Source organism: Pseudomonas sp. R2-37-08W, assembly GCF_003851705.1.
Lineage (GTDB): Bacteria > Pseudomonadota > Gammaproteobacteria > Pseudomonadales > Pseudomonadaceae > Aquipseudomonas.
In genome coordinates this window covers 4,998,483-5,021,554 of record NZ_CP027728.1, presented here as the reverse complement: position 1 = coordinate 5,021,554, position 23,072 = coordinate 4,998,483, and the positions used below count along the sequence as shown (strand labels likewise).

23 protein-coding genes are annotated in these 23,072 nt (G+C 61.6%); 12 read left to right on the top strand and 11 right to left on the bottom strand.

Translation table 11 applies throughout. The annotated features are described in order from the left end of the window. Nucleotides 1-18: 18 nt before the first annotated feature. Together C4J93_RS23145 and C4J93_RS23140 are read right to left on the bottom strand one after the other, a co-directional pair. Nucleotides 19-1,245, bottom strand: a complete 1,227-nt coding sequence (locus tag C4J93_RS23145; protein ID WP_124430568.1) for a TIGR03862 family flavoprotein — start codon at nucleotides 1,243-1,245, stop codon at nucleotides 19-21. A 171-nt stretch (nucleotides 1,246-1,416) separates the two neighbouring features. Continuing rightward, the gene (locus C4J93_RS23140; protein ID WP_124430567.1) at nucleotides 1,417-2,337 is read right to left on the bottom strand and encodes a histone deacetylase; all 921 of its coding nucleotides are present in this window, start codon (nucleotides 2,335-2,337) and stop codon (nucleotides 1,417-1,419) included. A 75-nt stretch (nucleotides 2,338-2,412) separates the two neighbouring features. Here C4J93_RS23140 and C4J93_RS23135 point away from each other — a divergent pair, with 75 nt between their 5' ends. The 3 genes from C4J93_RS23135 to C4J93_RS23125 are packed head-to-tail and all read left to right on the top strand — an operon-like array spanning nucleotide 2,413 to nucleotide 4,486. Then, complete coding sequence (locus C4J93_RS23135) at nucleotides 2,413-2,982, top strand: GNAT family N-acetyltransferase (RefSeq protein WP_124371944.1); 570 nt, start codon at nucleotides 2,413-2,415, stop codon at nucleotides 2,980-2,982. 38 nt (nucleotides 2,983-3,020) lie between these two features. Next, nucleotides 3,021-3,890, top strand: a complete 870-nt coding sequence (tesB, locus tag C4J93_RS23130) for an acyl-CoA thioesterase II (RefSeq protein ID WP_124364513.1) — start codon at nucleotides 3,021-3,023, stop codon at nucleotides 3,888-3,890. Beyond that, nucleotides 3,887-4,486 carry an HAD family hydrolase gene (locus C4J93_RS23125; protein ID WP_124430566.1) on the top strand — a complete coding sequence of 200 codons (600 nt, stop codon included), beginning with the start codon at nucleotides 3,887-3,889 and terminating at the stop codon, nucleotides 4,484-4,486. Before tesB ends, C4J93_RS23125 begins: the two co-directional genes overlap by 4 nt. A 125-nt stretch (nucleotides 4,487-4,611) precedes the next feature. On the opposite strand, the gene C4J93_RS23120 is transcribed toward C4J93_RS23125, so the two are convergent. The 4 genes from C4J93_RS23120 to C4J93_RS23105 all read right to left on the bottom strand — a co-directional run bounded on the left by C4J93_RS23120 (nucleotide 4,612) and on the right by C4J93_RS23105 (nucleotide 8,217). Next, nucleotides 4,612-5,760: a DDE-type integrase/transposase/recombinase gene (locus tag C4J93_RS23120; protein ID WP_124430565.1), complete on the bottom strand. Its 1,149-nt coding sequence runs from the start codon at nucleotides 5,758-5,760 to the stop codon at nucleotides 4,612-4,614. A 123-nt stretch (nucleotides 5,761-5,883) separates the two neighbouring features. Then, nucleotides 5,884-6,858 carry an alpha/beta hydrolase gene (locus C4J93_RS23115; RefSeq protein ID WP_124430564.1) on the bottom strand — a complete coding sequence of 325 codons (975 nt, stop codon included), beginning with the start codon at nucleotides 6,856-6,858 and terminating at the stop codon, nucleotides 5,884-5,886. Next, on the bottom strand, nucleotides 6,859-7,749 hold the full coding sequence (locus C4J93_RS23110) for a neutral zinc metallopeptidase (RefSeq protein ID WP_124430563.1): 891 nt from the start codon (nucleotides 7,747-7,749) through the stop codon (nucleotides 6,859-6,861). 54 nt (nucleotides 7,750-7,803) lie between these two features. Continuing rightward, a complete protein-coding gene (locus C4J93_RS23105; protein ID WP_124430562.1) occupies nucleotides 7,804-8,217 on the bottom strand; it encodes a lipoprotein in 414 nt (137 codons plus the stop codon). Nucleotides 8,218-8,403: 186 nt separating this feature from the next. On the opposite strand from C4J93_RS23105, the gene C4J93_RS23100 reads away from it, so the two are divergent. Continuing rightward, nucleotides 8,404-9,282 carry a DMT family transporter gene (locus tag C4J93_RS23100; protein WP_065935812.1) on the top strand — a complete coding sequence of 293 codons (879 nt, stop codon included), beginning with the start codon at nucleotides 8,404-8,406 and terminating at the stop codon, nucleotides 9,280-9,282. On the opposite strand, the gene C4J93_RS23095 is transcribed toward C4J93_RS23100, so the two are convergent. Continuing rightward, nucleotides 9,283-10,617 carry an MFS transporter gene (locus tag C4J93_RS23095; RefSeq protein WP_124430561.1) on the bottom strand — a complete coding sequence of 445 codons (1,335 nt, stop codon included), beginning with the start codon at nucleotides 10,615-10,617 and terminating at the stop codon, nucleotides 9,283-9,285. A gap of 210 nt (nucleotides 10,618-10,827) precedes the next feature. Here C4J93_RS23095 and quiC point away from each other — a divergent pair, with 210 nt between their 5' ends. Then, nucleotides 10,828-12,726 carry a 3-dehydroshikimate dehydratase QuiC gene (gene quiC, locus C4J93_RS23090; RefSeq protein WP_124430560.1) on the top strand — a complete coding sequence of 633 codons (1,899 nt, stop codon included), beginning with the start codon at nucleotides 10,828-10,830 and terminating at the stop codon, nucleotides 12,724-12,726. Nucleotides 12,727-12,800: 74 nt separating this feature from the next. Then, entirely contained in the window at nucleotides 12,801-13,466 is a 666-nt protein-coding gene (locus tag C4J93_RS23085; RefSeq protein ID WP_124364506.1) for a TetR/AcrR family transcriptional regulator, read from the top strand. A 125-nt stretch (nucleotides 13,467-13,591) separates the two neighbouring features. On the opposite strand, the gene C4J93_RS23080 is transcribed toward C4J93_RS23085, so the two are convergent. Both C4J93_RS23080 and aroQ read right to left on the bottom strand, forming a co-directional pair. Then, complete coding sequence (locus tag C4J93_RS23080) at nucleotides 13,592-14,449, bottom strand: shikimate dehydrogenase (RefSeq protein WP_164485300.1); 858 nt, start codon at nucleotides 14,447-14,449, stop codon at nucleotides 13,592-13,594. Further along, entirely contained in the window at nucleotides 14,446-14,892 is a 447-nt protein-coding gene (aroQ, locus tag C4J93_RS23075; RefSeq protein ID WP_124364504.1) for a type II 3-dehydroquinate dehydratase, read from the bottom strand. The genes C4J93_RS23080 and aroQ overlap by 4 nt, the downstream gene beginning before the upstream one ends. Before the next feature lie 332 nt (nucleotides 14,893-15,224). Between aroQ and C4J93_RS23070 the strand changes: the two genes are divergently transcribed. Both C4J93_RS23070 and C4J93_RS23065 read left to right on the top strand, forming a co-directional pair. Then, a complete protein-coding gene (locus C4J93_RS23070) occupies nucleotides 15,225-15,653 on the top strand; it encodes a DUF4160 domain-containing protein (protein WP_124430558.1) in 429 nt (142 codons plus the stop codon). After that, nucleotides 15,650-16,117 carry a DUF2442 domain-containing protein gene (locus C4J93_RS23065; RefSeq protein WP_124430557.1) on the top strand — a complete coding sequence of 156 codons (468 nt, stop codon included), beginning with the start codon at nucleotides 15,650-15,652 and terminating at the stop codon, nucleotides 16,115-16,117. Before C4J93_RS23070 ends, C4J93_RS23065 begins: the two co-directional genes overlap by 4 nt. Nucleotides 16,118-16,150: 33 nt before the next feature. Here the strand turns inward: C4J93_RS23065 and trmA are convergent, their stop codons facing one another. Next, complete coding sequence (gene trmA, locus C4J93_RS23060) at nucleotides 16,151-17,230, bottom strand: tRNA (uridine(54)-C5)-methyltransferase TrmA (RefSeq protein ID WP_124371936.1); 1,080 nt, start codon at nucleotides 17,228-17,230, stop codon at nucleotides 16,151-16,153. After that, nucleotides 17,227-18,522, bottom strand: coding sequence for an NCS2 family permease (locus C4J93_RS23055; RefSeq protein ID WP_124364502.1), 1,296 nt, complete (start codon nucleotides 18,520-18,522; stop codon nucleotides 17,227-17,229). Before C4J93_RS23055 ends, trmA begins: the two co-directional genes overlap by 4 nt. Before the next feature lie 188 nt (nucleotides 18,523-18,710). Here C4J93_RS23055 and C4J93_RS23050 point away from each other — a divergent pair, with 188 nt between their 5' ends. The 4 genes from C4J93_RS23050 to C4J93_RS23035 all read left to right on the top strand — a co-directional run bounded on the left by C4J93_RS23050 (nucleotide 18,711) and on the right by C4J93_RS23035 (nucleotide 22,944). Continuing rightward, a complete protein-coding gene (locus tag C4J93_RS23050) occupies nucleotides 18,711-19,157 on the top strand; it encodes a DUF4879 domain-containing protein (protein ID WP_124430556.1) in 447 nt (148 codons plus the stop codon). Between the two features lie 96 nt (nucleotides 19,158-19,253). Beyond that, on the top strand, nucleotides 19,254-19,778 hold the full coding sequence (locus tag C4J93_RS23045) for a (2Fe-2S)-binding protein (protein ID WP_124368435.1): 525 nt from the start codon (nucleotides 19,254-19,256) through the stop codon (nucleotides 19,776-19,778). Further along, nucleotides 19,775-20,764, top strand: coding sequence for a xanthine dehydrogenase family protein subunit M (locus tag C4J93_RS23040; protein WP_124371933.1), 990 nt, complete (start codon nucleotides 19,775-19,777; stop codon nucleotides 20,762-20,764). Before C4J93_RS23045 ends, C4J93_RS23040 begins: the two co-directional genes overlap by 4 nt. Beyond that, complete coding sequence (locus C4J93_RS23035) at nucleotides 20,761-22,944, top strand: xanthine dehydrogenase family protein molybdopterin-binding subunit (protein WP_124430555.1); 2,184 nt, start codon at nucleotides 20,761-20,763, stop codon at nucleotides 22,942-22,944. Before C4J93_RS23040 ends, C4J93_RS23035 begins: the two co-directional genes overlap by 4 nt. Nucleotides 22,945-23,072 lie beyond the last annotated feature (128 nt).

Below are 23,072 nucleotides of genomic sequence, written 5' to 3'. Positions count from 1 at the left end.
TTGATTCCACCACACAGCTCAGCTATTAAGCCATTCCAACAGCCCAAGCCCAGCCGCCCGGCCACTGGCAAAACACCCCGTCAGCAAATACCCTCCGGTCGGCGCCTCCCAGTCCAGCATCTCCCCGGCACAAAACACGCCCGGCATTTGCTTGAGCATCAGCCGCTCATCCAACGCTTCGAACGGCACACCGCCGGCCGTGCTGATGGCCTCATCCAGTGGCCGAGTCTTGACCAGTGTCAGCGGCAACGCCTTGATATCCACCGCCAACTGCGCCGGGTCATTGAAGTGCTCAGCAGGTGCCAGCTCACGCAACAGCGCCGCCTTGACCCCATCCAGGCCCAATTGACTGTGCAAGTGCTTGCTCATCGACCGCGACCCGCGCGGCTTGGCCAGTGCCGCCTGCACCTTGTGCAACGGCTTGCTCGGCAGCAGATCGATATGCACGGTGGCGGCGCCGTCGCGGTTGATCGTTTCCCGGATCGGCGCCGACAGCGCATAGATCAGGCTGCCTTCGATACCGGTGGCGGTCACTACGCATTCGCCCAGGCGAGGTTTAGCGTCGCCCAGCCCAATGGCGACGTTTTTCAACGGCGCCCCGGCGAATTTGCTGACCATCAAGTCGCTCCACGCCGACACCTCGAAACCGCAGTTGCTCGGCTGCAGGCGCACATAAGGCACGCCACGCTCTTCGAATAAATTGAGCCAGGCGCCATCGGAGCCCAGGCGCGACCAGCTGCCGCCGCCCAAGGCCAGGAGCACCGCAGCGCTGCGCACGGTTTTCTCGCCCTCCGGGCTGTGGATAAGTAAATCACCTGCAGCATTCCACCCCAGCCAACGATGCCGGGTGTGGATAACCACACCTTGTTCACGCAGGCGCTTGAGCCAGGCCCGCAGCAGCGGCGCGGCTTTCATGTCCGTAGGAAATACGCGGCCGGAGGTGCCGATAAAGGTTTCGATGCCCAGGCCGTGAATCCACTCGCACAATGCTTCGGCACCGAAGCTGCGCAGCAACGGCGCCATGTGCGGCGCGCGTTCGGCATAGCGCGAGAGGAACGCCGGGTAGGCTTCGGAGTGGGTGATATTCATGCCGCCCACGCCGGCCAGTAGGAACTTGCGCCCCACTGAAGGCATGCCGTCGTACAGTTCCACGCGCACGCCCGCCCGGCTCAGGACTTCGGCGGCCATCAGCCCGGCAGGGCCGCCGCCGATGATGGAGACAGGGTGGGGATAAGTCTGAGGCATGGGCAGGGCTACGGTGCGGTGAATAGGCCGAGCATTCTACCCGACGAAGGCGTAGCTGCCTGATCAAAAAACGTACACTTTCCTACAAGCCATACGGCTAACCGCTTTCAGACCGTTACGCTCAAGTTATCCACAGCTGGTTCCACAGGCATTGTGGGTAACGTCCACAGTTCAATGACAGCCTGATGACGCCCACACGCGCTGCGCGCTGTGGTGCAGGATGCCGTGGCGGCGGGCCAGGGCAGGGCGGTCTTTGCTGTAGCCGCCACCGATCACGCCCATCAGCGGAATGTCGCGGCCCAGGCAGTGACGCATGACGCTTTCATCGCGAGCGGCGACACCGGCATCGGTCAGCTTGAGGTAACCGAGTGCGTCGTCCTTGTGTACATCGACGCCCGCGTCATACAGCACCAGGTCCGGCTGGTAGAGCGGCAGCAGGTAGTTGAGCGCGTCATCCACCACCTTGAGGTAGTCGGCATCGCCCATGCCCATCGGCAACGGGATGTCCCAGTCGCTCTGCGCCTTGCGCGCCGGAAAGTTTTTTTCGCAGTGCAGCGATACGGTGATGGCGTCCGGTGTGTCGTGCAGGATGCGCGCGGTGCCATCGCCCTGGTGTACGTCGCAGTCGAAGATCAGCACACGGTTGACCCGGCCGCTGGCCAGCAGGTAATGGCTGATCACGGCCAGGTCATTGAAGATGCAAAAGCCCGCCGGGTAATCGTAGTGGGCGTGATGGGTGCCCCCGGCGAGGTGACAGGCCAGGCCGTGCTCCAGCGCCTGCTCCGCCGCGAGGATCGAGCCACCCACCGCACGCACGGTGCGTCGCGCCAGGGCTTCGCTCCACGGCAGGCCGAGGCGCCGTTGGTCCTCGCGAGACAACTCGCCGCTCATATAGCGTTCGATATACCCAGGTTCATGGGCCAGGCCCAGAATCTCTGCCGGGCACAGCTGCGGGCGCAGCAAACGGCTGTCCTCGGTCAGGCCGCTGTCCACCAGGTGATCGCGCAACAGGCGAAACTTGTCCATGGGGAAGCGGTGGTCCGCCGGGAACTCGGGGCTGTAGTCATCGTGGTAGATCAATGGCAAGGGCATGGGATTTTCTGACTGGAATCTGCGTCGGATCTTACCAGCGCTGTACACTCACGCACATGGCAAGGGAGGGGACCCATGGAGCCGATACTGGAATTGGAAAGCGCACGCCTGATCATGCGCCAATGGCGTGACAGCGACCTGCAGGCCTTTGCGCAGATGTGCGCCGACCCGCAGGTGATGCGTTATTTCCCGGCTAAATTGAGCCACCTGGAAAGCGCTGCACTGATTGGCCGGATCCGCGGCCACTTCGCCGAATATGGTTTTGGCTTTTGGGCTTTGCAGCGTAAGGACACCGGTGAATTCATCGGCCTCACCGGGCTGCAGAACGTCAGTTTTGAAGCGAATTTTACCCCGGCGGTGGAAATCGGCTGGCGTCTGGCCCGCGAGCACTGGGGCCTGGGTTACGCCAGCGAGGCGGCCTGGACCGCATTGCGTTGTGGTTTCGATCGCTTGAGCCTGGATGAGGTCGTCGCCTTCACCACCGAAGCCAATCTGCCATCACAAAAAGTCATGCAGGCCATCGGTATGCATTACGATCCGCAGGCAGATTTCGAACACCCCAAAGTCGCAGCCGATGACCCGCTGCGTCCGCATGTTTTATACCGCATCACCCGCGCCCAATGGTTGGACACGCTGCACGGATAAGCAGCCCGGAATGCCCTATCGAGTTTAGGAGTTGCTCTATGAGCCAAGTATTGGAAGATCTGGTGGACTTGCTGACCCTGGAACCGATCGAGGAAAACCTCTTTCGCGGCCGCAGCCAGGACCTGGGTTTTCGCCAACTGTTCGGCGGCCAGGTGCTTGGCCAATCGCTGTCGGCGGCCAGCCAGACTGTAGAAGAAGCGCGCCACGTGCATTCGCTGCACGGTTATTTCCTGCGCCCAGGCGACGCCGCGTTGCCGGTGGTGTATTCGGTGGACCGCGTGCGCGACGGCGGCAGTTTCAGCACGCGCCGCGTCACGGCGATCCAGAAGGGCCACCCGATTTTCACCTGCACCACCTCGTTCCAGTACGACGAAGCAGGCTTCGAACACCAGACCACCATGCCCGTGGTGGTCGGCCCGGAGAACCTGCCGTCGGAGCTGGAACTGACTCAGCAGCGTGCGCACCTGATCCCCGAGCATATGCGCGACAAACTGCTGTGCCCCAAGCCCATCGAAGTGCGGCCTGTTACCGAAAAAGACCCGTTCAACCCGCAGCCATCCGACCCGGTCAAGTACGTGTGGTTTCGTGCCGATGGCGCCCTAGCCGATGCGCCGGCGTTGCATAAATACCTGTTGGCCTACGCCTCGGACTTCGGCCTGTTGACCACCTCGCTGCTGCCCCATGGCAAGACCGTGTGGCACAAAGACATGCAGGTCGCCAGCCTTGATCATGCGCTGTGGTTCCACGCCGACCTGCGCGCCGATGATTGGTTGCTGTATGCCATGGACAGCCCCTGGGCCGGTAATTCCCGAGGTTTTTCCCGGGGCAGTGTGTACAACCGCGCCGGGCAACTGGTGGCGTCGGTGACCCAGGAAGGCTTGATTCGTCATCGCAAGGACTGGGCATGAGCCTGGCCGACGTTCGGCATTGGGTGTTTGATATGGACGGCACCCTCACGGTGGCCGTGCATGATTTTGCGGCCATCCGCGTGGCGCTGGAGATTCCCGCCGAAGACGATATTCTCACGCACCTTGCCGCATTGCCGGCGGATATCGCGGCGGCCAAACATGCCTGGTTGCTGGAACACGAGCGCGAACTGGCGCTGGGTTCAGTCGCCGCTGCGGGCGCGGTGGAACTGGTGCGCGAGCTGGCCGGACGCGGTTATCGCCTGGGCATTTTGACGCGTAATGCGCAGGAACTGGCGCATGTCACCCTGGCAGCGATTGGCCTGGCGGACTGTTTTGCCATTGAGGACGTGCTGGGGCGTGAGGACGCGCCGCCCAAGCCGGATCCGGGCGGCTTGTTGAAGCTGGCGGCGGCCTGGGATGTCACACCGAGCGAGATGGTGATGGTTGGCGATTACCGCTTCGACCTGGATTGCGGCCGGGCGGCCGGGACGCGGACGGTGTTGGTTAATTTGCCGCAGAACCCGTGGCCGGAGTTGGCGGATTGGCATGCCGAGGATTGTGCGGTATTGCGCCAGATGATCCAGTCCAGCCAATAGAGATCAAATGTGGGAGGGGGCTTGCCCCCGATGGCGGTCTGTCAGTTAAAGGATTGCTGACAGTTACACCGCTATCGGGGTGTAGAACCGTAGACATCGTTTACAACTGAAACCGGAGACATCGTTTACACATTTGAGGCCTGGACGCGGGTCATACCGCGTCCAAATCTCCCTAAGGGATAATCACATAGGTACAGATCCCAAACATCATCTTCAGCTTCTCTGAGTCCTATCCGTTCCCCAGACAATGCCTCGCTGATAAATACCAACTTGCCGTTCCACTTGATGGACCCGTCCTGCCTGACGCTTCGAACCTTCATTTCGGACGGATACTCCACATCGGGCAAGCATCCTGGGTAAGGCCGGGTAGACGGCACATACAAATCTCCCGGACGTTTCATACCGAGCGCTTCATGAGGGCGCACGTAATTGAACTCATGCCTGAAATGCTCCAGCAAAAGCTGCTGCTCGATTAAGTTTTCTCCTAAGGGCAGCTCCAGTTTCAAGCTACGGTGCATCCGCTCATGGCGACCATTTTGGGCCGGTCTTCCTGGCATGGTGCGCTCCGGATAGATGCCCAGACGTATCCACCAAACTGCCAGCGTGGATATTCTTGCCAGGCCAGGAGAGGCAAACGGAACACCGTTGTCCGACCGAATAACTTCGGGCATGCCGTACTCCTGAAACAGTCTCTCAAAGGCTTGTTTAACAGGTTCAGTCTTGATCTTTGAATGAGCCCTGCACGCCAAAATCATCCGGGACGCGTGGTCTGTGATGGTCAAAGGGAAGCACATCTGCGCGTTATGCATTTTGAATTGCCCTTTGTAGTCGGCGCACCACGTCTGGTTAGGTTCGTTGGCCTCGCGCATTACTACAGGGGAAGTACCGTGTCTGCGCTTGAAGCGCCGCTTTTGGACGAGCCCAAGTCGATCAAGCCATTGGCCTGCTGTACTTGGGGAAGGCCAGGCGATGGAGGGATCTTCAAGTCGCAATAGCTCGAGAAGCTTCTTCGGACCCCATTTATCGTGCGCCTCCTTCATCGCCACCACACGGGCCAGGATTTCATCGTCGGTTTTATTGGGGCTGTTGTGAGGGCGTCGGGACAGTTCGGCTAACGACTTTAAATCGCCATTGTGCCGGCCGATCCATTTGTCGACGGTAGGCCGACTTACGTTAAAGCGGCGCGCCAGCTGGCTTTTGGTGTAGTTACCAGAAAGCCAGTCAGCGACCAGTCTGATTCGTTGATTCATCGGAGACTCTTGGTTCCAGGGCATGATCAGTTACCTCCTGATCATGCGTATTAACCTGTAAACCATGTCCCCGGTTAGAAATGTAAACGATGTCCCCGGTTTGTACCGGGGCAAGCCCCCTCCCACATGTTTATCCGGTTTCGGCAGTTATTGTGCGAACAGGACTTTCTGGCCCTCGGGCGAGGTAAACATTTTATCCCCGTCATGCCCCACTCCCGGTACTTCTACCAGCCTGTGACCCAACTGCGGATGCCGCTGCTTGAGGGCGTCAAAATAGTTGTGCCCACGAATCAGCCTATAGGCGCCCTGGGTTTCGGCTTCGCAGCTTTTATCCAGCGCCGGGTGGTTGGGGTCGGTGTCTTGTTGGCCCAGCAGGTACGTGACATCGCGTGAAACATAAGCCTGCTCCAGTTGCTCGGCGCCCTGGCCCTTGGCGTAGTCCGGCAGGCCTTGCATGCCGTACTTCCACTCGTTGAAGCCCGGGCAACTCGCCGTCTCGAACGGCACCGGCCGCTGTGGGCTGAAGTAGGCGTAGGACGATGGGTTGGCCACCACATAACGCAGGCGGATGCCCTCGGTCTGCAGCATCGGGTGCGGGTGGCCGGTGACCGCGAAACGCTGCACCACCTGGCCGCCACCGGAATGCCCAGCGACGACGATTTCCTTGAGCGCCGGGAACAGGGTGCGGTTGCCCAGGTGCTTGATGATCTGATCAAGGGCGCTATAGGAGCTGACCTGGCCCGGGCCGGTTGACGCGGCGCCTGCCATCCAGTCATCGACTCTCCAGCGCAGCAACTGCTGATCCAGACGGCCGTTCTTCACATCCGACTCATCCAGAAACTGCGGTGCGATCACCAACGTGCTGCCTGTTGCTCCGGCTTGCTCAGCGGCCTTTTCTCCGCTGTGCAGGTAGGTCGGGGCATTGCGCAGGCGGCCATGCACGATGATCAGTGCACGAGTGACATCTGGCAGCGGCCGGCGCCAGTCCTGGCTCAAGCCCAGGCTGAGGTCGCCGGCGTCGAGGTGAAAGCGATCGAGGCCGGCCACCTTGGCATCATGGTCGGCTGCCAGGGTTGAGCAGGACACCCAGAACCCCAGCAATAAGCCCCACCGTTTATTCACTCAAAGGCTCCTGGCCGTAAAGGTATCGCATTGGGAAATCTGGCCCTGAGCGAAGCCGGTCTTGAACCAGCGCACGCGCTGAGCCGATGTGCCGTGGGTAAACGAGTCCGGCACCACGCGCCCTTGACCCTGCTGCTGCAGGCGGTCGTCGCCAATGGCGTTGGCGGCATTCAGTGCTTCTTCGATATCGCCGGGTTCCAGCCAATTCAGGCGCTTTTGCGCGCGGTTGGCCCAGACGCCGGCAAAGCAGTCGGCTTGCAGCTCCTGGCGGACCAGCAGGCCGCCGTCGCCTTGCATCGGCCGACCCTGCTGGCGCGCGGCCTGGATCTTGGACGAGATGCCAAGCAGGGTTTGTACGTGATGCCCGACTTCGTGGGCGATCACATACGCCTGGGCGAAATCGCCGGCGGCCTGGAAGCGTTGCGACATTTCACGGAAGAAATCCAGGTCCAGGTACACCTGCTGGTCAGCCGGGCAATAGAACGGGCCGCTGGCCGAGGTGGCGCCCCCGCAGGCGGAGTTCACCCGGCCACGGAACAGGATCAGTTTCGGGTTCTTGTAAGCCAGGCCGTTCTCCTGGAACACCTGGCCCCAGGTGTCTTCGGTATCGCCCAGCACCGCGCGCACGAAGTCGGCCTGCTCGTCGTTGGCCGGCGGAGCCTGACGCGATTGCGTGCTGACCGACGGCGCCTGCTCCATCTGGCCGGTCAATTGGCCGAGGATTTGCATCGGGTCCTGGCCGGTGAGCCAGCCGATGCCGACGATCAGCACGATAGCGGTCAGGCTCAGGCCCTTGCCGCCACCGAAGCGCATCCCGCCACCGCCGCCACCGCCGCTGTCATCGCGGGCATCCACCACGTTGTCGCTGCGTCGGCCTTTTTTCCATAGCATGGGCAATCCTCTTGTTAACGGTCCGGCAAAAATATGGATGGAGTATGGTCGTAATCAGCGGCAATAGCCTTCGCCGCTGGCGACAATCAGGCAGTCTTTTTTATCGGCCAGCCATTTCAAGCCAGTGGCTGCGCCATCCCCGGCGCGCAGCACCTGCGGGCCGTCCGGGCGGGCGAAGGCGATGCCATCATCGGTTGCCTGGCCTTTGAACGTGCCCGAAGCGTCGGCATCCAGGCCATATTGCATGGTCAGGATGTAATGGCCGCGGCCGATGCTGTCATCCTTGGCGATGTTCAGGTTCAAGCCTTCGACGCCGATCCACTTGCCCACCCATTTATCGGTGGGTGGGGTTTCCGGTACCAGGGTCGCCTGCACGGACGCGGGGGCGGGCTTGGGGCCTTCTTTCGGCGTTTTATCGCAGGCAGAGAGCAGGGCGAGGGCAGACAGCGCAAACAGGATTTTTTTCATAGCGGCAGGGCCTTGATTAAAAAGTGTGCAACGCCGGGGCGCGCGTGCTGGGTTGGACTCAAATCCACTGATTTAGTGCGCTGTTCGCCCGGTGTTTGGTTATGCTCTTGGGGCAGACGCATGCCCGGCTGCTAGATTACTTCGGTTGAGTGCCACCGTGTTCAGCTCGCCACACAAGAGAATTCAATGACTGTCAGTACCCCGCTTTCCGGCGTCAATCATCCCTTCAAAGGCATCCTGCTGATTGTGCTGGCGACGTTCCTGTTCTCCAGCCACGACGCCCTGTCCAAATACCTGGCCGGGTTCTACCCGATCGTGATGGTGGTGTGGGCGCGGTACATGGTGCACACCTTGCTGATGGCCGGGATCTTCCTGCCGCAATCGGGCCTGCGCGTGCTGCGCAGCAAACGGCCGGGGATGCAGGTGGTGCGGGCGTTGTGCTTGTTGGGCACCAGCCTGTTCTTCACCACGGCGCTGCATTACATCCCGTTGGCGGAAGCCACGGCGGTGAACTTCCTTGCGCCGATCCTGGTGACCGCGCTCTCGGTGCCCCTGCTCGGCGAGCACGTCACGCGTGGCCAATGGCTGGCGGTGATCTGCGGGTTTGTCGGGGTGGTGATCATCATCCATCCGGGCGGTGAGCTGTTCACCCCGGCGGTGCTGTTGCCATTGTGCTCGGCGCTGTTCTTCTGCTTCTACCAACTGCTCACGCGCATCCTCAGCCAATACGACAGCCCCACCACCAGCAACTTCTTCGCCGGCCTGTGCAACACCCTGGTGATGAGTGCGATGGTGCCGTTCTTCTGGCAGGTACCGACCCTGTGGCATGGGGTGATGATGCTGGCGCTGGGCACCTGCGGGATGACCGCGCACTTGATGCTCACCCAGGCGTTCCGCTTCGCGGCGCCGGCCTTGCTGGCGCCGTTCGGCTATTGCCAGATCGTGTTTGCGGGGTTGTTGGGTTGGCTGGTGTTCAGTCATACCCCCGACATGACCACGGTGGTCGGTATCGGGGTGATCTGCATGAGCGGCTTGGCCGCTGCCTGGCAGCAGCGGCGGCGTTGATTACACCTCTACCGTAGGAATCTTGCGCGGCGCCATGAAGTACATCCACACCAGTGCGATGAAATACATCGCCGGAATCAGGGTGAACAACAGCGTGTAGTTGTTGTTGGTCACGGTGAGGATATGGCCGACGATCTGGGTCATGAACATGCCGCCGATGGCCGCGCACATGCCGCCGAAGCCGAACACCGTGCTCATCATGTGCTTGGGCGTGTAGTCCATCACCAGGCTCCAGATGTTGGCGGTCCAGGCCTGGTGCGCGCCGATGGCCAGGGAGATGGCGAACACCGCGACCCACAGTTGGCTGGAGCCGGCCGCCATGATCACGCCGACGATGCAGCAGGCGAACAACAGCATCGACAGCAGCCGCGCCTTGATTGAGTTCATTCCGCGACCGATCAGGAACGAGGACAGAATGCCGCCGCCCACACTCCCGAAGTCGGCGGTGAGGTAGATGATGATCAGCGGGATGCCCATCTGCGTCACGTTGATGCCCAGGTTGTATTGCTGGTTCAGGAATGGCGGCAGCCAGTACAGGTAGAACCAGAACACCGGCGCGGTCAGCGAGTACGCCAGCGCGAAGGCCCAGGTGCCGCGCATGCGCAGGATGCGGCTGAACGGTACGCGGGGTTGTTCCGGCTCGACTTCCTGTTGCACGTAGTCCAACTCGGATTGTTTAACGGTGGGATGCTCTTCCGGGTTGTGGTACTTCAAGCCCCACAACACCAGCCAGATACCCCCGAGCGCCGACATGCACAGGAACGCCGCCTGCCAGCCCCACACGTGCAGGATCAACGGCAGCAGCATGGGCGTCATCATCGCGCCGACGTTGGTGCCGGCATTGAAGATACCGGTCGCCACCGCGCGCTCGCCGGCCGGGAACCACAGGCGCGTGGTTTTCACGCACGCCGGGTAGTTGGCGGCCTCGGTCAGCCCGAGGATAAACCGGCAGACCATGAAGCCGACTGCCGAGGTAGCCAGGCCGTGGGCGCCGGTGGCCAGGCTCCACAGCAGCACCGCGCAGAAAAACACGCGCTTGACGCCTACCCGGTCGATCAAGCGGCCCTGCAGCACAAAGCCGATGGCGTAGCCGACCTGGAACCAGAAGTTGATGTTGGCGTAGTCCATCGCCGTCCAGCTCATCTCCTTGGCCAGAATCGGTTGCATCACGCCCAGGGCGGCGCGATCAATGTAGTTGAGGGTGGTGGCGAAGAACACCAGGGCCAGCATGCCCCAGCGGGTTTTACCCACGGCCAGGGCGCCGCGGATCTTGTCGCCGATGCCGGCGTGCGGGGTGCCGGGGCGCGCGGCCAGGGCGGAGTTTTGCAGAGGCATGAGGTCGTACCCGTTTTTGAAATTTTTATGGTGTGTTCTGGGTCTTGATGCAGGTTCGATGGTGCGCAGTGGTTAAAAAGTCGTCAATTCGCCAAAGGGGCATAGTGTTCGATAATCGCACCAAAAACTAACCGGTTCGTACATTTTAATTGCCGCGTGTAGGCTGTGGGCGAATAATTTGCCATAAACAACAATTGCCGGGAGTGACCCATGCAACGTTCCATCGCTACCGTGTCGTTGAGCGGCACCCTGCCGGAAAAGCTCGAAGCCATTGCCGCCGCCGGGTTTGATGGCGTTGAGATTTTTGAAAACGACCTGCTGTACTACGACGGAAGCCCGCGTGAAGTCAGGCAGATGTGCGCCGATTTGGGCATTGCCATCACCCTGTTCCAGCCGTTTCGAGACTTCGAGGGCTGCCGCCGTGATCGTCTGGCGCGCAACCTCGAGCGCGCCGAGCGCAAATTCGATCTGATGCAGGAGCTGGGCACCGACCTGGTGCTGGTGTGCAGTAATGCCTCGGCCGATTGCGTGGGCGATGAGCGCATCCTGCTGGACGACCTCAGCCTGCTGGCCGAACACGCGGGCCGCCGTGGCTTGCGAATTGGCTATGAAGCGCTGGCCTGGGGCAAGCATGTGAACACCTGGCAGCAGGTATGGAACCTGGTGCGCCAGGTGGATCATCCCAGCCTGGGTGTGCTGCTCGACAGCTTCCACACCTTGTCGCTCAAGGGCGACCCGAGTGGCATCGCCGAAATCCCCGGCGACAAAATCTTCTTCGTGCAAATGGCCGACGCGCCGATCCTGGCCATGGATGTGCTGGAGTGGAGCCGGCATTTTCGCTGCTTCCCCGGCCAGGGTGAATTCGACCTGGCTGGGTTTCTCGCGCCGATCATCCAGAGTGGCTACACCGGGCCCTTGTCCCTGGAGATTTTCAACGACGGCTTTCGCGCCGCACCGACCCGGGCCAACGCGGCAGATGGTTTGCGCTCGTTGCTGTACCTGGAAGAGAAAACCCGCCAGCGCCTGGCGGCGGAACAACCCGCCGCGCCGCTGGATATCCTGTTCGAGACCCCGGCGGCCAGCGAGTACGACGGCATCGAATTCCTCGAATTTGCGGTGGATGAAAGTCTCGGCGCCAAGCTGACCCACTGGTTGGAACGCCTGGGCTTCGCCAAGGCCGGCCAGCATCGTTCCAAGAACGTGAGCCTGTTGCGCCAGGGCGATATCAACCTGATCCTCAATTGCGAACCTTATTCCTTTGCCCACAACTTTTTCGAGGCCCATGGCCCGTCGCTGTGCGCCACGGCGATGCGGGTCAAGGACAGCGCCAAGGCGTTGGAACGGGCAGTGGCCTACAAGGGCCAGCCCTATCGCGGCCTGGTCGGGCCCAACGAACTGGAGTTGGCGGCCGTACGCGCGCCGGATGGCAGCTTGATTTACCTGGTGGACCAAAGCGAAGGCGGGCTATACGACACCGATTTCAACCTGCAACCCGTCACCGCCAGCGGCGGCTTGCTGCGCATCGACCATATGGCCATGGCCCTGCCGGCCGACAGCCTCGACAGCTGGGTGCTGTTCTACAAAAGCTTGCTGGATTTTGAAGCCGATGACGAAGTGGTGCTGCCCGACCCTTACGGCCTGGTCAAAAGCCGCGCACTGCGCAGCCGCTGCAGTTCGATTCGCCTGCCGCTGAATATTTCCGAGAACCGCAATACGGCGATTTCCCACGCACTCTCGAGCTATCGAGGCTCGGGCGTGCACCACATTGCCTTCGATTGCGCGGATATTTTCGCCGAGGTGCGTCGGGCCAAGGAGGCCGGGGTGCCGCTGTTGGATATCCCGCTCAACTACTACGACGATTTGGCCGCACGCTTTGATTTCGACGATGAGTTCCTCAGCGAGCTGGCGTACTACAACGTGCTGTACGACCGCGACGCCCAGGGCGGTGAGCTGTTTCATGTCTACACCGAAGCCTTCGAGGGGCGGTTTTTCTTCGAGATCATCCAGCGCAAGAACGGCTATGCCGGTTATGGCGCGGCCAACGTGGCGGTGCGTTTGGCGGCGATGGCCAAGTCGCGCAGCGGTGCGGTGCGTCAGGCGCGTTTATAACGGTGGGGAGGTGCTTCCTTCGGGGAGCGCCTCGGCCCATAATCGGGCCTGCATAAAAACGCCGTGAGCGCACCATGACCCTGACTCCCGACCTCTCTGCCGTGTCAGACGCACCGCGCAAGAGTCGCAAGAACAATCCGGAAAAAACCCGCGAGAATATTCTCCAGGAAGCCATTGTCGAGTTCGTTCAGCAGGGCCTGTCCGGCGCCCGTGTGGACGCCATTGCCGAGCGCATCCACACCTCCAAGCGCATGATCTATTACTACTTCGGCAGCAAGGAGCAGCTCTACGTCGAGGTGCTGGAGAAGCTCTACGGCGATATTCGCAACACCGAGACCCGCATGAACCTCACGGCCCTGGAACCGCGCGAAGCGATCCGCCGGCTGGTGGAGTTCACCTTCGACCACCATGACCAGAACGTGGATTTCGTGCGCATTGTCAGCATCGAAAATATCCACAACGCCGAGTACGTCAAACGCACCAGTACGATCAAGGACATGAACAGCAAAATTCTCGAGGGGCTCGGTGAGACCCTGCGTCGCGGCGCTGAAATGGGGCTGTTTCGTGAAGGGTTGGAGCCGCTGGATGTGCACCTGTTGATCAACTCGTTCAGTTTTTACCGTGTATCCAACCGGCATACCTTCAGTGAGATTTTTCAAATTGAACTGTCGGATGAGGCGATCAAGCAGCGGCACCGGGAGATGATCTGCGAGTCGGTGTTGCGTTATCTGCAAGCTTGAGAACTGGCTGTACGCGGTCAATGTGGGAGGGGGCTTGCTCCCGATAGCGGTGTGTCAGCCACCCCATGTTGCGCTGACAGACCGCTATCGGGAGCAAGCCCCCTCCCACATTTGGATTTCGGTTTCTACAGTGGCGTATCCATGCTCTGAAAGTGCGCCAACATCCGGTCTGCATCTGCCGCTTCGCCACTGAACAACTCAAACGCCTTCACCGCCTGAAACACTGCCATATTGCCGCCATCCAACGTGCGGCAACCCAAGGCGCGTGCGTCGCGCAGCAACTCGGTTTCCAATGGGAAATACACGATTTCCGCCACCCACAACCCTGCATGTAATAACGCGGCGGGCACCGGTGTGCCGGGCAGCTTGGCCATGCCCATTGGTGTGGTGTTGACCAGGCCGTCCGCCTCCGCCATGGCGTTGGTCAAGTCGCCGCCGACCTGGGCACGACCGTTGCCAAAACGCCGGGCGAGGTTATCCACAAGCTCGCGGGCGCGGAGGGTGTCCAGGTCAAAAATGCTCAGCTGTTCAACGCCCTCGGCCAGCAGCGCGTGCGCCACCGCCGCGCCTGCACCGCCGGCGCCCATCTGCACCACGCGCTGGCGCGGCACGTCATTCAAGTTGCGTCGGAAGCCCTCGGCGAACCCCAGGCAATCGGTGTTATGGCCGATGCGCTTGCCGTCCTTGAACACCACGGTGTTGACCGCGCCAATGCCCTTTGCCTCGTCGGACAATTCATCGAGCAACGGCAGGATCGCTTGCTTGCACGGGTAGGTAATGTTCAAGCCGGTGAAGTGAAGCTGCTCGGCGGCACGTAGCAGCTCGGGCAGGGCGTGGCTGTCCAGGCGCAGCGCTTCCAGGTCGATCAGGCGATACAGGTAGCGCAGGCCCTGGGCGTCACCTTCCTGTTCATGCAGGGCGGGCGTGCGGGAAGCCTGGATGCCGGCGCCGATCAGGCCGGCGAGAACGCGCGGTTTCATCAGGCGCATCCTTTCAACGAGTGGCTGAAATGTTCCAGGGCCAAGTGGTAGCCATGGCTGCCAAACCCGGCCAGCACCGCCTTGGCGATGGGCGAGACAAAGGAGTGATGACGAAACGCCTCACGGGCATGCACGTTGGACAGATGCACCTCGATCACCGGCACTTCGCTGGCCACCAGCGCATCACGAATCGCCACCGAGGTATGCGTCCAGGCCGCCGGGTTGATCACGATCCCGGCGCAACGGGCGCGGGCGGCGTGAATCCAGTCGAGCAGTTCGCCCTCGTGGTTGGTCTGGCGAAACTCGATGGTCAGCCCGAGCTTTTCCGCGCTGCGCCCGCACAGGGCGGCAATGTCGGCCAAGGTTTCGTGGCCATAGGTGGCAGGCTCGCGGGTACCGAGCAGGTTGAGATTGGGGCCGTTGAGCACCAGCACAATGGGTGGCATAGAGGGGTCTCCGCAGTTCTTATTGGTTATGCGGATAAAATGTACTGGATGGTTAATTTGGTCAAATGAAGTCGCTGAATCTGTTCGATTATCGAACCGTTAATCAGTAGGGGCAGCTGTTGATGAAGTGTTACGCCTGATTGCAGTGTGAACACGAGTGACGGGCGTGGCCGGAGTCACCCCAGCTGTCGGCATGAGTGGTTACAACCTGGCGTTCGCCGGTTTGTTCGTCGTTACTAATCTTTGAAGCAGCTTCGTGAGCACGAAGCCGGTTGTCGGGTGGCACGGGAAAATTGTTACCTGACAGAAAATAACCTAACGGATGGGTTACGATGAGAGTAGGTGCTTACAAGGGATATGTAATCTCGGTATTTCTCAGGGATGAGCATTGCCCGCCCCATGTGCATGTCAGGGGAAGGGCGTGGGATGCGCGTTTTCGTTTCAGTTTTCTGGATGGGGACGTGGAGCTGTGGGATGTAAACCCTGAACGCTGCCGACCACCCAAGGCGGTCTTGGAGGAATTACGCGAGGCAATAATGCAGCCGCACTACTTGGCGCGGGCACGCAGGATCTGGTGGGAAAACCTGCAAACGGTTTGCCTGGAGAACCATTCCTGGGATTGGGAAACCAGTGAGTTGTTGCCGGGGTTGATCATTCGGCGGGGTGTTTATGTGATTGCACGTGCGCGGCACGATGTCGTGGGGCAAAAAACAATTTTGAGCTTGGTCAGGGCACCGGGCTCTGTGGAGATTGAATTATGAAGAAAATCGTAAAAGCCAACGTCAAACCCTACGTGCCTCTCAGCGATGCTGACGTCGACAAGGCAATCGCCCGTGGGCGCAAGCTGAAGCGTCTGTATGCCAACGCCAGCAACGTGCGCTATCAAGACGACTGCATCTCCATTGGCTTCAGCGATGGCAGCCGTGTCATGTTACCGGTGGCCGGTCTGCCGGAGTTCGAGACGTTTTCGCAGCAGGACTTCCAGCAATTGGAGGTCGGTTTCGGCGGCAAGGCGCTTTGCTGTGAGGCCCGGGATCTGGATGTTTCGATCACTGGTCTTATCGCCACAAGCCAGCCTCTGATGGACCTCGCCACGAGCCTGGTAGCCTCCCGAAACGGTCGCAAACGCAGCGCCGCCAAATCGGCCGCCGCCCGGGCCAATGGCAAGAAGGGCGGCCGGCCGCGCAAGGAAGTGTTGGAACCCGGCGACTCGACGGACACATGATTTCAGTGTGGGAGCTGATGAAGCCTGACAGCGTTATCGACGGGTCAGCAACACACCCGATTCCATATGGTGCGTCCACGGGAACTGGTCAAACATTGCACACTGGGTAATGCGGTGCGTGTCGTGCAACTGCGCGATGTTCGCCGCCAACGTCTCCGGGTTGCAGGAGATATACAGGATGTTGTCGAAGCGCCGGGTCAGTTCGCAGGTGTCCGGGTCCATGCCGGCGCGGGGCGGGTCGACGAAGACGCTGCCGAATTCGTAGCTTTTCAGGTCGATGCCATGCAGACGGCGGAACGGGCGCACTTCATTCAGGGCCGCGGTGAGTTCTTCGGCGGAGAGGCGCACCAGGGTGACGTTATCCACGGCATTTTCATCGAGGTTGCTCAGGGCCGCATTCACCGAGGTCTTGCTGATTTCGGTGGCCAGCACGTTACGCACGCGGGTCGCCAGCGGCAGGGTGAAATTGCCGTTGCCGCAGTACAGCTCCAGCAAGTCGTCCGGGCGATCACCCAGGGCGTCGTAAGCCCAGTTGAGCATCTTCTGGTTCACCGTGCCGTTGGGCTGGGTGAAGGCGCCTTCGGGTTGGCGGTAGCTGAAGGTGCGGCCACCGACCTCGAGTTTTTCCACCACGTAGTCGCGGCCGATCACATCGCGCTTGCCCTTGGAGCGGCCAATGATGCTCACGTTCAGCTCAGCCGCCAGCTTGTTCGCTGCGGTGTGCCAGTGTTCATCCAGCGGGCGGTGATAGCACAGGGTGATCATCGCGTCGCCGGCCAGGGTGGTGAGGAATTCCACCTGGAACAGTTTGTGGCTCAGGGCGGCGCTGGCTTGCCAGGCGGCCTTGAGCTGCGGCATCAACTGGTTGATGCGCTGGCTGGCGATGGGAAACGCTTCGATCAGGATCGGCGTGCGCTTGTCGTCCTGGGCGAACATCGCGTAGTGGCGCTCGCCGCCTTCGCGCCACAGGCGAAACTCCGCGCGCAGGCGGAAGTGCTGCAGCGGCGAGTCGAAGACCTGCGGCTCGGGGGCGTCGAACGGTGCCAGCAGGTCACGCAGGCGCGTGACCTTGTCTTGCAGTTGAGCGGTGTAGTGTGCGGCGTCGAAAGTCATGCGTTGAACCAGCCCAGCTTGATCACGAACAGAATCGACAGAATCACCAGGGCCGGGTTCAGCTCACGGTAGCGGCCCGAAAGCAGCTTGATGGCGGTCCAGGCGATGAAACCGAAGGCGATGCCGTTGGCGATGGAGTAAGTGAAGGGCATCGCCAGGGCGGTGATTACCACCGGCGCGGCCACAGTAATGTCATCCCAGTCGATTTCGGCCAGGCCGGACGTCATCAAGACGGCCACGAACAGCAGCGCCGGCGCGGTGGCGAAGGCCGGTACGCTGGCCGCCAGCGGTGAGAAGAACAGCGCCAGCAGGAACAGGATCGCGACCACGATGGCGGTCAAGCCGGTACGGCCACCGGCGCTCACGCCAGCGGCAGATTCGATGTAGCTGGTGGTGGTCGAAGTACCCAGCAGCGAGCCGGCCATGGCCGCCGTACTGTCGGCGATCAGCGCACGGCCCATTTTCGGCATGTGGCCGTCCTTGCCCATCAGGCCGGCGCGCTTGGCGACGCCGATCAGTGTGCCGGAATTGTCGAACAGGTCGACGAACAGGAACGCGAAGATCACGCTGACCAGGCCGATGTCCAGCGCGCCCTTGATGTCCAGTTGCAGGAAGGTCGGGGCCAGGGACGGTGGCATCGAGGTCACGCCGCCGAACGGGGTGAAGCCCATCACAATGGACACGATGGTCACCGCCAGGATGCCGATCAGCACCGCACCACGCACGGCCAGGGCTTCCAGGGCCACGATCAGCACAAAACCGAGGGTGGCCAGGATCGGCGCCGGTTGTTTCAGGTCGCCCAGGCCCACCAGCGTGGCCGGATTGGCGACCACGATACCGGCGTTGTGCAAGGCGATCAGCGCCAGGAACAGGCCGATACCGGCGGCAATCGCCGAGCGCAGGGGCAGGGGAATGCTGTTGATGATCCACTCACGGATACGGAAGATCGACAGCAGGAAGAACAGCACCGCCGAAATGAACACCGCGCCCAATGCCACCTGCCAGGTGTGGCCCATGTGCAGGACCACGGTGTAGGTGAAGAAGGCATTGAGGCCCATGCCCGGCGCGAGGGCGATCGGGTAGTTGGCGATCAGGCCCATCACGGTCGAACCGATGGCCGCCGCGAGGCAAGTCGCGACAAACACCGCGCCTTTGTCCATGCCGGTTTCGCCGAGGATGCTCGGGTTCACGAACAGGATGTAGGCCATGGCCAGGAATGTCGTGATACCCGCGAGAATCTCGGTGCGCACGTTGGTGTTGTGGGCTTTGAGTTGAAACAGCTTTTCCAGCATGCCGGCTCCCTGTGACGCTATCTTGCGTCGTGATTTGTTGACCTCTAAGTCAAAGCACAAACTGCGCCAAGCGCTTGTGGCTTCAGAGAGGATCGGAAAAAGCGGCGCATCATACCAGCAGCCGAGGCTGTGTGGCGCATGGCCTTGAGGCATACTGCGCCGACGTTCAACAGCAGGTCATCGACAGCATGAAAAAAGCCAACGCGTGGAGTCTAGCTCTGATCCCTTGTCTGGGCCTGTGGCTCGGCGCGGCACCGGTGTGGGGCGCGGCTGCACCGGCCTTGAGCGAGGTCCGGGTGTTCAAGGTCGAATCGGCGAAGTGCAGCGAGACCATTCCGGACCGTGTGCAGACCACCCAGATGTGCGAGCACCGTGGGCCGACGAAGGTCTCGGTAATGGAAGTCGGCCTGGGCAACAGCCCGATGGGCCGCTTCAATGGCGCCGAGTTGAACGGGCAGCGCACGGCGGTGTGCCAGGTGGGCAACATCAGTGAGGCCTGTAACGGCGTGGGCACGCTGATGGGCTACATCTATGTGTTTGACCTCAACGTGCAAGCCCAGGGTTGGTTCGAATTCACCAATACCTCGATCAATCCTCCGCAAAACACCCTGAAAGCCCAGCTCAATATCCGCTGATCAATTGGCTTGAACGCTCAAAACCCTGGGAAGTCGTACCCCTGAGACGGCGATTTCCCTGAACGCCGCGGATGTACATCAACCCGTGAGGTGTTTATGAGCGCGACCCCCAATGGCGCGGCGGCCCAGCCGTTCGTCGCCCACCCGATACGCTTGACCTTGAATGGCCAGGATCGCCAATTGAGTGTGTTGCCCTGGACCACCTTGCTCGACCTGCTGCGCGAACAATTGGACCTGGTCGGCAGCAAAAAGGGCTGCGACCACGGCCAGTGCGGCGCCTGCACCGTCTTGCGTGACGGCAAGCGCGTAAACGCCTGCCTGACCCTGGCCGTGATGTGCGACGGCGCCGAGCTGACCACCATCGAAGGCCTGGCCGACGGCGACCAGTTGCACCCGATGCAGCAAGCCTTCATCAAGCACGATGCCTTCCAATGCGGCTACTGCACCCCCGGCCAGATTTGCTCGGCGGTCGGCCTGGCCAACGAAGGCCGCGCCCACGACAGTGCGCAGGTGCAGGAATTGATGAGCGGCAATCTGTGCCGCTGCGGTGCCTACAGCAATATCCGCGCGGCCATCGAAGAGGCGCTGCCGGCGTGCGGCAACCGGGGAGGTGAGCAATGAACCCCTTCCATTACAGCAAACCGGCCGACGTGCACGAGGCAGTGCACCTGAGCAGCGCGGCATCGCGCTTCATCGCCGGGGGCACCAACCTGCTGGACCTGATGAAAGAGAACATCAGCCGCCCCGAACACTTGATCGATATCACCGGGCTGCCGCTCAATGCCATCGAAGAAACCGCCGACGGCGGCCTGCGCATCGGCGCATTGGTGAGCAATGCCGACCTGGCCTGGCACCCGCTGATTGAGCAGCGTTACCCATTGCTGTCCCAAGCCATTCTTGCCGGAGCCTCGCCGCAACTGCGGAACATGGCCAGTACCGGTGGCAACCTGCTGCAGCGCACCCGTTGCTACTATTTCTATGACGCCACCGTGCCGTGCAACAAGCGTGAGCCCGGCAGCGGCTGCCCGGCGCGCACCGGCTTGAACCGCATCCATGCGATCCTCGGCGCCAGCGAGCAGTGCGTCGCCACCCACCCTTCGGACATGTGCGTGGCCCTGGCGGCGCTGGAGGCGCGGGTGCATGTCGAAGGGCGCGGCGGGGCGCGGGTCATCGAGTTCGCCGACTTCCACCGCCTGCCCGGCGATGCACCGCAACGCGACAACCAATTGGCCGACGACGAACTGATCACCGCCATTGAATTGCCTGCCGATAACTTGGCCCGCCACAGCCATTACCTGAAAATTCGCGACCGTGCGTCCTACGCGTTCGCGCTGGTGTCGGTTGCCGCCGCGTTGGAGTTGAACGGCGACGAGATCATCGACGCCCGCCTGGCCCTTGGCGGTGTGGCGCACAAACCCTGGCGCGACCGCGCGGTAGAGGCGTCGCTGATAGGCCGCCGCGTCAGCCGCGAAACCTTCAGTAATGCTGCCGATGCCCTGCTGCAGGATGCCGAGCCGCTGCAACACAACGGCTTCAAGATCAAGCTGGCGCGCCGCGCAATCATTCGTGCACTGAGCGACGCTGCGGTCGCAGGAGAACAGCCATGAGCGCCATCGGCAAACCCCTGGACCGTGTCGACGGTCTGCTCAAGGTCACCGGCAAAGCGCGTTATGCCGGTGAATTTCCCGAGGACGGCCTGCTGCATGGCAGCGTGGTCTCGAGCACCATCGCCAAAGGCCGTGTCCTGCGCATCGATGCCTCCAGGGCCCTGGCACTGCCGGGTGTGGTGGAGGTCATCCATCACCTCAATCGCCCGAAAATCGCCAGCTACGACGATGCCTTCGCCGATGCGGATGCCGCCGACGGTTCGCCATTCCGTCCGCTGTATAACGACCGCGTGCTCTACAGCGGCCAGCCCCTGGCCCTGGTGATCGCCGATAACCTGGAACTGGCGCGGCATGCCGGCTCGCTGATCGACATCGAATACGCGGCGGAAGATTTCGAAACCGACCTGATCGCTCAGCAGCAATCGGCTCACCCTTCGCCCCAGACACCGCCCGGGCCGCGTGGCAACTTCCAGGCCGAATGGGCGGGTGCCGCCACCAGCCTCGATCTGCACTACAGCACGCCCATCGAACACCATAACCCCATGGAACCCCACGCCAGCACCGTGCTGTACCAGCCCGACGGCACCCTGCATATCCACGACAAAACCCAGGGCCCGCAGAACTGCCAGGCGTATGTGCAAAAAGTCTTTGGCCTGGATAAGAGCCAGGTACGCATCTTCGCCGCGTTCGTCGGTGGCGCCTTTGGTTCGGGCCTGCGCCCGCAGTACCAATTGCCGCTGGCGGTGATGGCATCGCTGGCGCTCAAGCGCTCGGTGCGCGTGACCCTGACCCGCCAACAGATGTTCACCTTCGGCTACCGCCCGCGCACCTTGCAGCGCTTGCAGATGGGCGCCGCCGCCAACGGGCGCTTGCTGGCCCTGGGGCATACCGCGATTGGCCAGACTTCGCGCTTCGAGGATTTCAGCGAACACGTAGTGGAATGGAGCGGCATGCTCTACCACTGCGATAACGTGCAATTGACCTACAAGCTGGTGCCGCTGGACGTCTTCACCCCACTGGACATGCGCGCTCCCGGCGCCGCCCTGGGTGTGATCGGCCTGGAGTGCGCCATGGACGAACTGGCCTGCGCCCTGGCCATCGACCCGGTGCAACTGCGCCTGATCAACTACGCCGAACGTAACCAGAATGAAGACAAGCCCTGGTCGAGCAAGGCCCTGCGCGAGTGTTACAGCGAAGGTGCCGAGCGTTTTGGCTGGAGCCAGCGCAACCCCGAACCACGCAGCATGCGCGACGGCCGCCAGTTGATCGGCTGGGGCATGGCCGGTGGTGTATGGGAAGCCATGCAGATGAAAGCCAGCGCCAAGGCGCGCCTCGATACGAGCGGCAAACTCACCGTCAGCAGCGCCACCACCGATATCGGCACGGGCACCTACACCGTGATGACCCAGATCGCGGCGCAGGCCAGCGGTGTGGCGGTGGAGGACGTGGTGTTTTTGCTCGGTGATTCCTCACTGCCTACCGCGCCGCTGCAAGGCGGTTCGTTTACCGTGTCGTCCGTCGGCACCGCCGTGCAGCAAGCCTGCGAGGCCTTGACCGCCAAACTGCTGGCCGTTGCCCGGCAGACTTACCCGGTGTTCCAGGATGCCGAGTCCGTGCGCTTTGAAGACGGCCAACTGCACACCGGCGACGTGAGTGTGTCGCTGGCCCAACTGGTCAAGGACAGCGGCGAGGACGCGCTTGAGGTGCAGATCGACAGCGAGCCCGACAAGAAGCGCGAGGGCTATGCCACGGCGACCCACTCGGCGGTGTTCGTCGAAGTACGGGTAGATGAAGACTTGGGCACCATCAAGGTCAGTCGCGTGGTCAGCGCGATTGCGGCCGGGCGCGTGGTCAACCCGAAAATGGCGCGCAGCCAGATCCTCGGCGGGGTGGTGTGGGGGATCGGCATGGCGCTGCACGAAGAGACCCAGGTCGACCATCAGTTGGGTCGCTACATGAACCACAGCCTGGCCGAGTACCACATCCCGGTGAATGCCGATATCGGCGAGATTGACGTGGTGTTTGTCGAAGAGCACGACGAGATCGTCAATGCGCTCGGGTCCAAGGGCGTGGGCGAAATCGGCATTGTCGGGGTGGCGGCGGCGGTGGCGAATGCGATCTACCACGCCACGGGCAAGCGGGTGCGGGAATTCCCGATCACCCTGGACAAGGTGCTCTGACGCAATCCTTTCAAACCGATGGAGATCTAAATGTGGGAGGGGGCTTGCCCCCGATGGCTGAGTTTCAGTCGAAGCATAAGCAGACTGATCCACCACTATCGGGGGCAAGCCCCCTCCCACATTGTCCT

What these genes read in the sequence shown, in the direction of transcription:
- C4J93_RS23110 (WP_124430563.1), bottom strand. Translation starts at nt 7,749, where the DNA reads ATGCTATGGAAAAAAGGCCGACGCAGCGACAACGTGGTGGATGCCCGC.
- C4J93_RS23125 (WP_124430566.1), top strand. Translation starts at nt 3,887, where the DNA reads ATGAGCCTGGCCGACGTTCGGCATTGGGTGTTTGATATGGACGGCACC.
- C4J93_RS23070 (WP_124430558.1), top strand. Translation starts at nt 15,225, where the DNA reads ATGAGAGTAGGTGCTTACAAGGGATATGTAATCTCGGTATTTCTCAGG.
- C4J93_RS23135 (WP_124371944.1), top strand. Translation starts at nt 2,413, where the DNA reads ATGGAGCCGATACTGGAATTGGAAAGCGCACGCCTGATCATGCGCCAA.
- C4J93_RS23055 (WP_124364502.1), bottom strand. Translation starts at nt 18,522, where the DNA reads ATGCTGGAAAAGCTGTTTCAACTCAAAGCCCACAACACCAACGTGCGC.
- quiC (WP_124430560.1), top strand. Translation starts at nt 10,828, where the DNA reads ATGCAACGTTCCATCGCTACCGTGTCGTTGAGCGGCACCCTGCCGGAA.
- C4J93_RS23120 (WP_124430565.1), bottom strand. Translation starts at nt 5,760, where the DNA reads ATGCCCTGGAACCAAGAGTCTCCGATGAATCAACGAATCAGACTGGTC.
- C4J93_RS23140 (WP_124430567.1), bottom strand. Translation starts at nt 2,337, where the DNA reads ATGCCCTTGCCATTGATCTACCACGATGACTACAGCCCCGAGTTCCCG.
- C4J93_RS23065 (WP_124430557.1), top strand. Translation starts at nt 15,650, where the DNA reads ATGAAGAAAATCGTAAAAGCCAACGTCAAACCCTACGTGCCTCTCAGC.
- tesB (WP_124364513.1), top strand. Translation starts at nt 3,021, where the DNA reads ATGAGCCAAGTATTGGAAGATCTGGTGGACTTGCTGACCCTGGAACCG.
- C4J93_RS23145 (WP_124430568.1), bottom strand. Translation starts at nt 1,245, where the DNA reads ATGCCTCAGACTTATCCCCACCCTGTCTCCATCATCGGCGGCGGCCCT.
- trmA (WP_124371936.1), bottom strand. Translation starts at nt 17,230, where the DNA reads ATGACTTTCGACGCCGCACACTACACCGCTCAACTGCAAGACAAGGTC.
- aroQ (WP_124364504.1), bottom strand. Translation starts at nt 14,892, where the DNA reads ATGCCACCCATTGTGCTGGTGCTCAACGGCCCCAATCTCAACCTGCTC.
- C4J93_RS23095 (WP_124430561.1), bottom strand. Translation starts at nt 10,617, where the DNA reads ATGCCTCTGCAAAACTCCGCCCTGGCCGCGCGCCCCGGCACCCCGCAC.
- C4J93_RS23105 (WP_124430562.1), bottom strand. Translation starts at nt 8,217, where the DNA reads ATGAAAAAAATCCTGTTTGCGCTGTCTGCCCTCGCCCTGCTCTCTGCC.
- C4J93_RS23050 (WP_124430556.1), top strand. Translation starts at nt 18,711, where the DNA reads ATGAAAAAAGCCAACGCGTGGAGTCTAGCTCTGATCCCTTGTCTGGGC.
- C4J93_RS23040 (WP_124371933.1), top strand. Translation starts at nt 19,775, where the DNA reads ATGAACCCCTTCCATTACAGCAAACCGGCCGACGTGCACGAGGCAGTG.
- C4J93_RS23100 (WP_065935812.1), top strand. Translation starts at nt 8,404, where the DNA reads ATGACTGTCAGTACCCCGCTTTCCGGCGTCAATCATCCCTTCAAAGGC.
- C4J93_RS23045 (WP_124368435.1), top strand. Translation starts at nt 19,254, where the DNA reads ATGAGCGCGACCCCCAATGGCGCGGCGGCCCAGCCGTTCGTCGCCCAC.
- C4J93_RS23035 (WP_124430555.1), top strand. Translation starts at nt 20,761, where the DNA reads ATGAGCGCCATCGGCAAACCCCTGGACCGTGTCGACGGTCTGCTCAAG.
- C4J93_RS23085 (WP_124364506.1), top strand. Translation starts at nt 12,801, where the DNA reads ATGACCCTGACTCCCGACCTCTCTGCCGTGTCAGACGCACCGCGCAAG.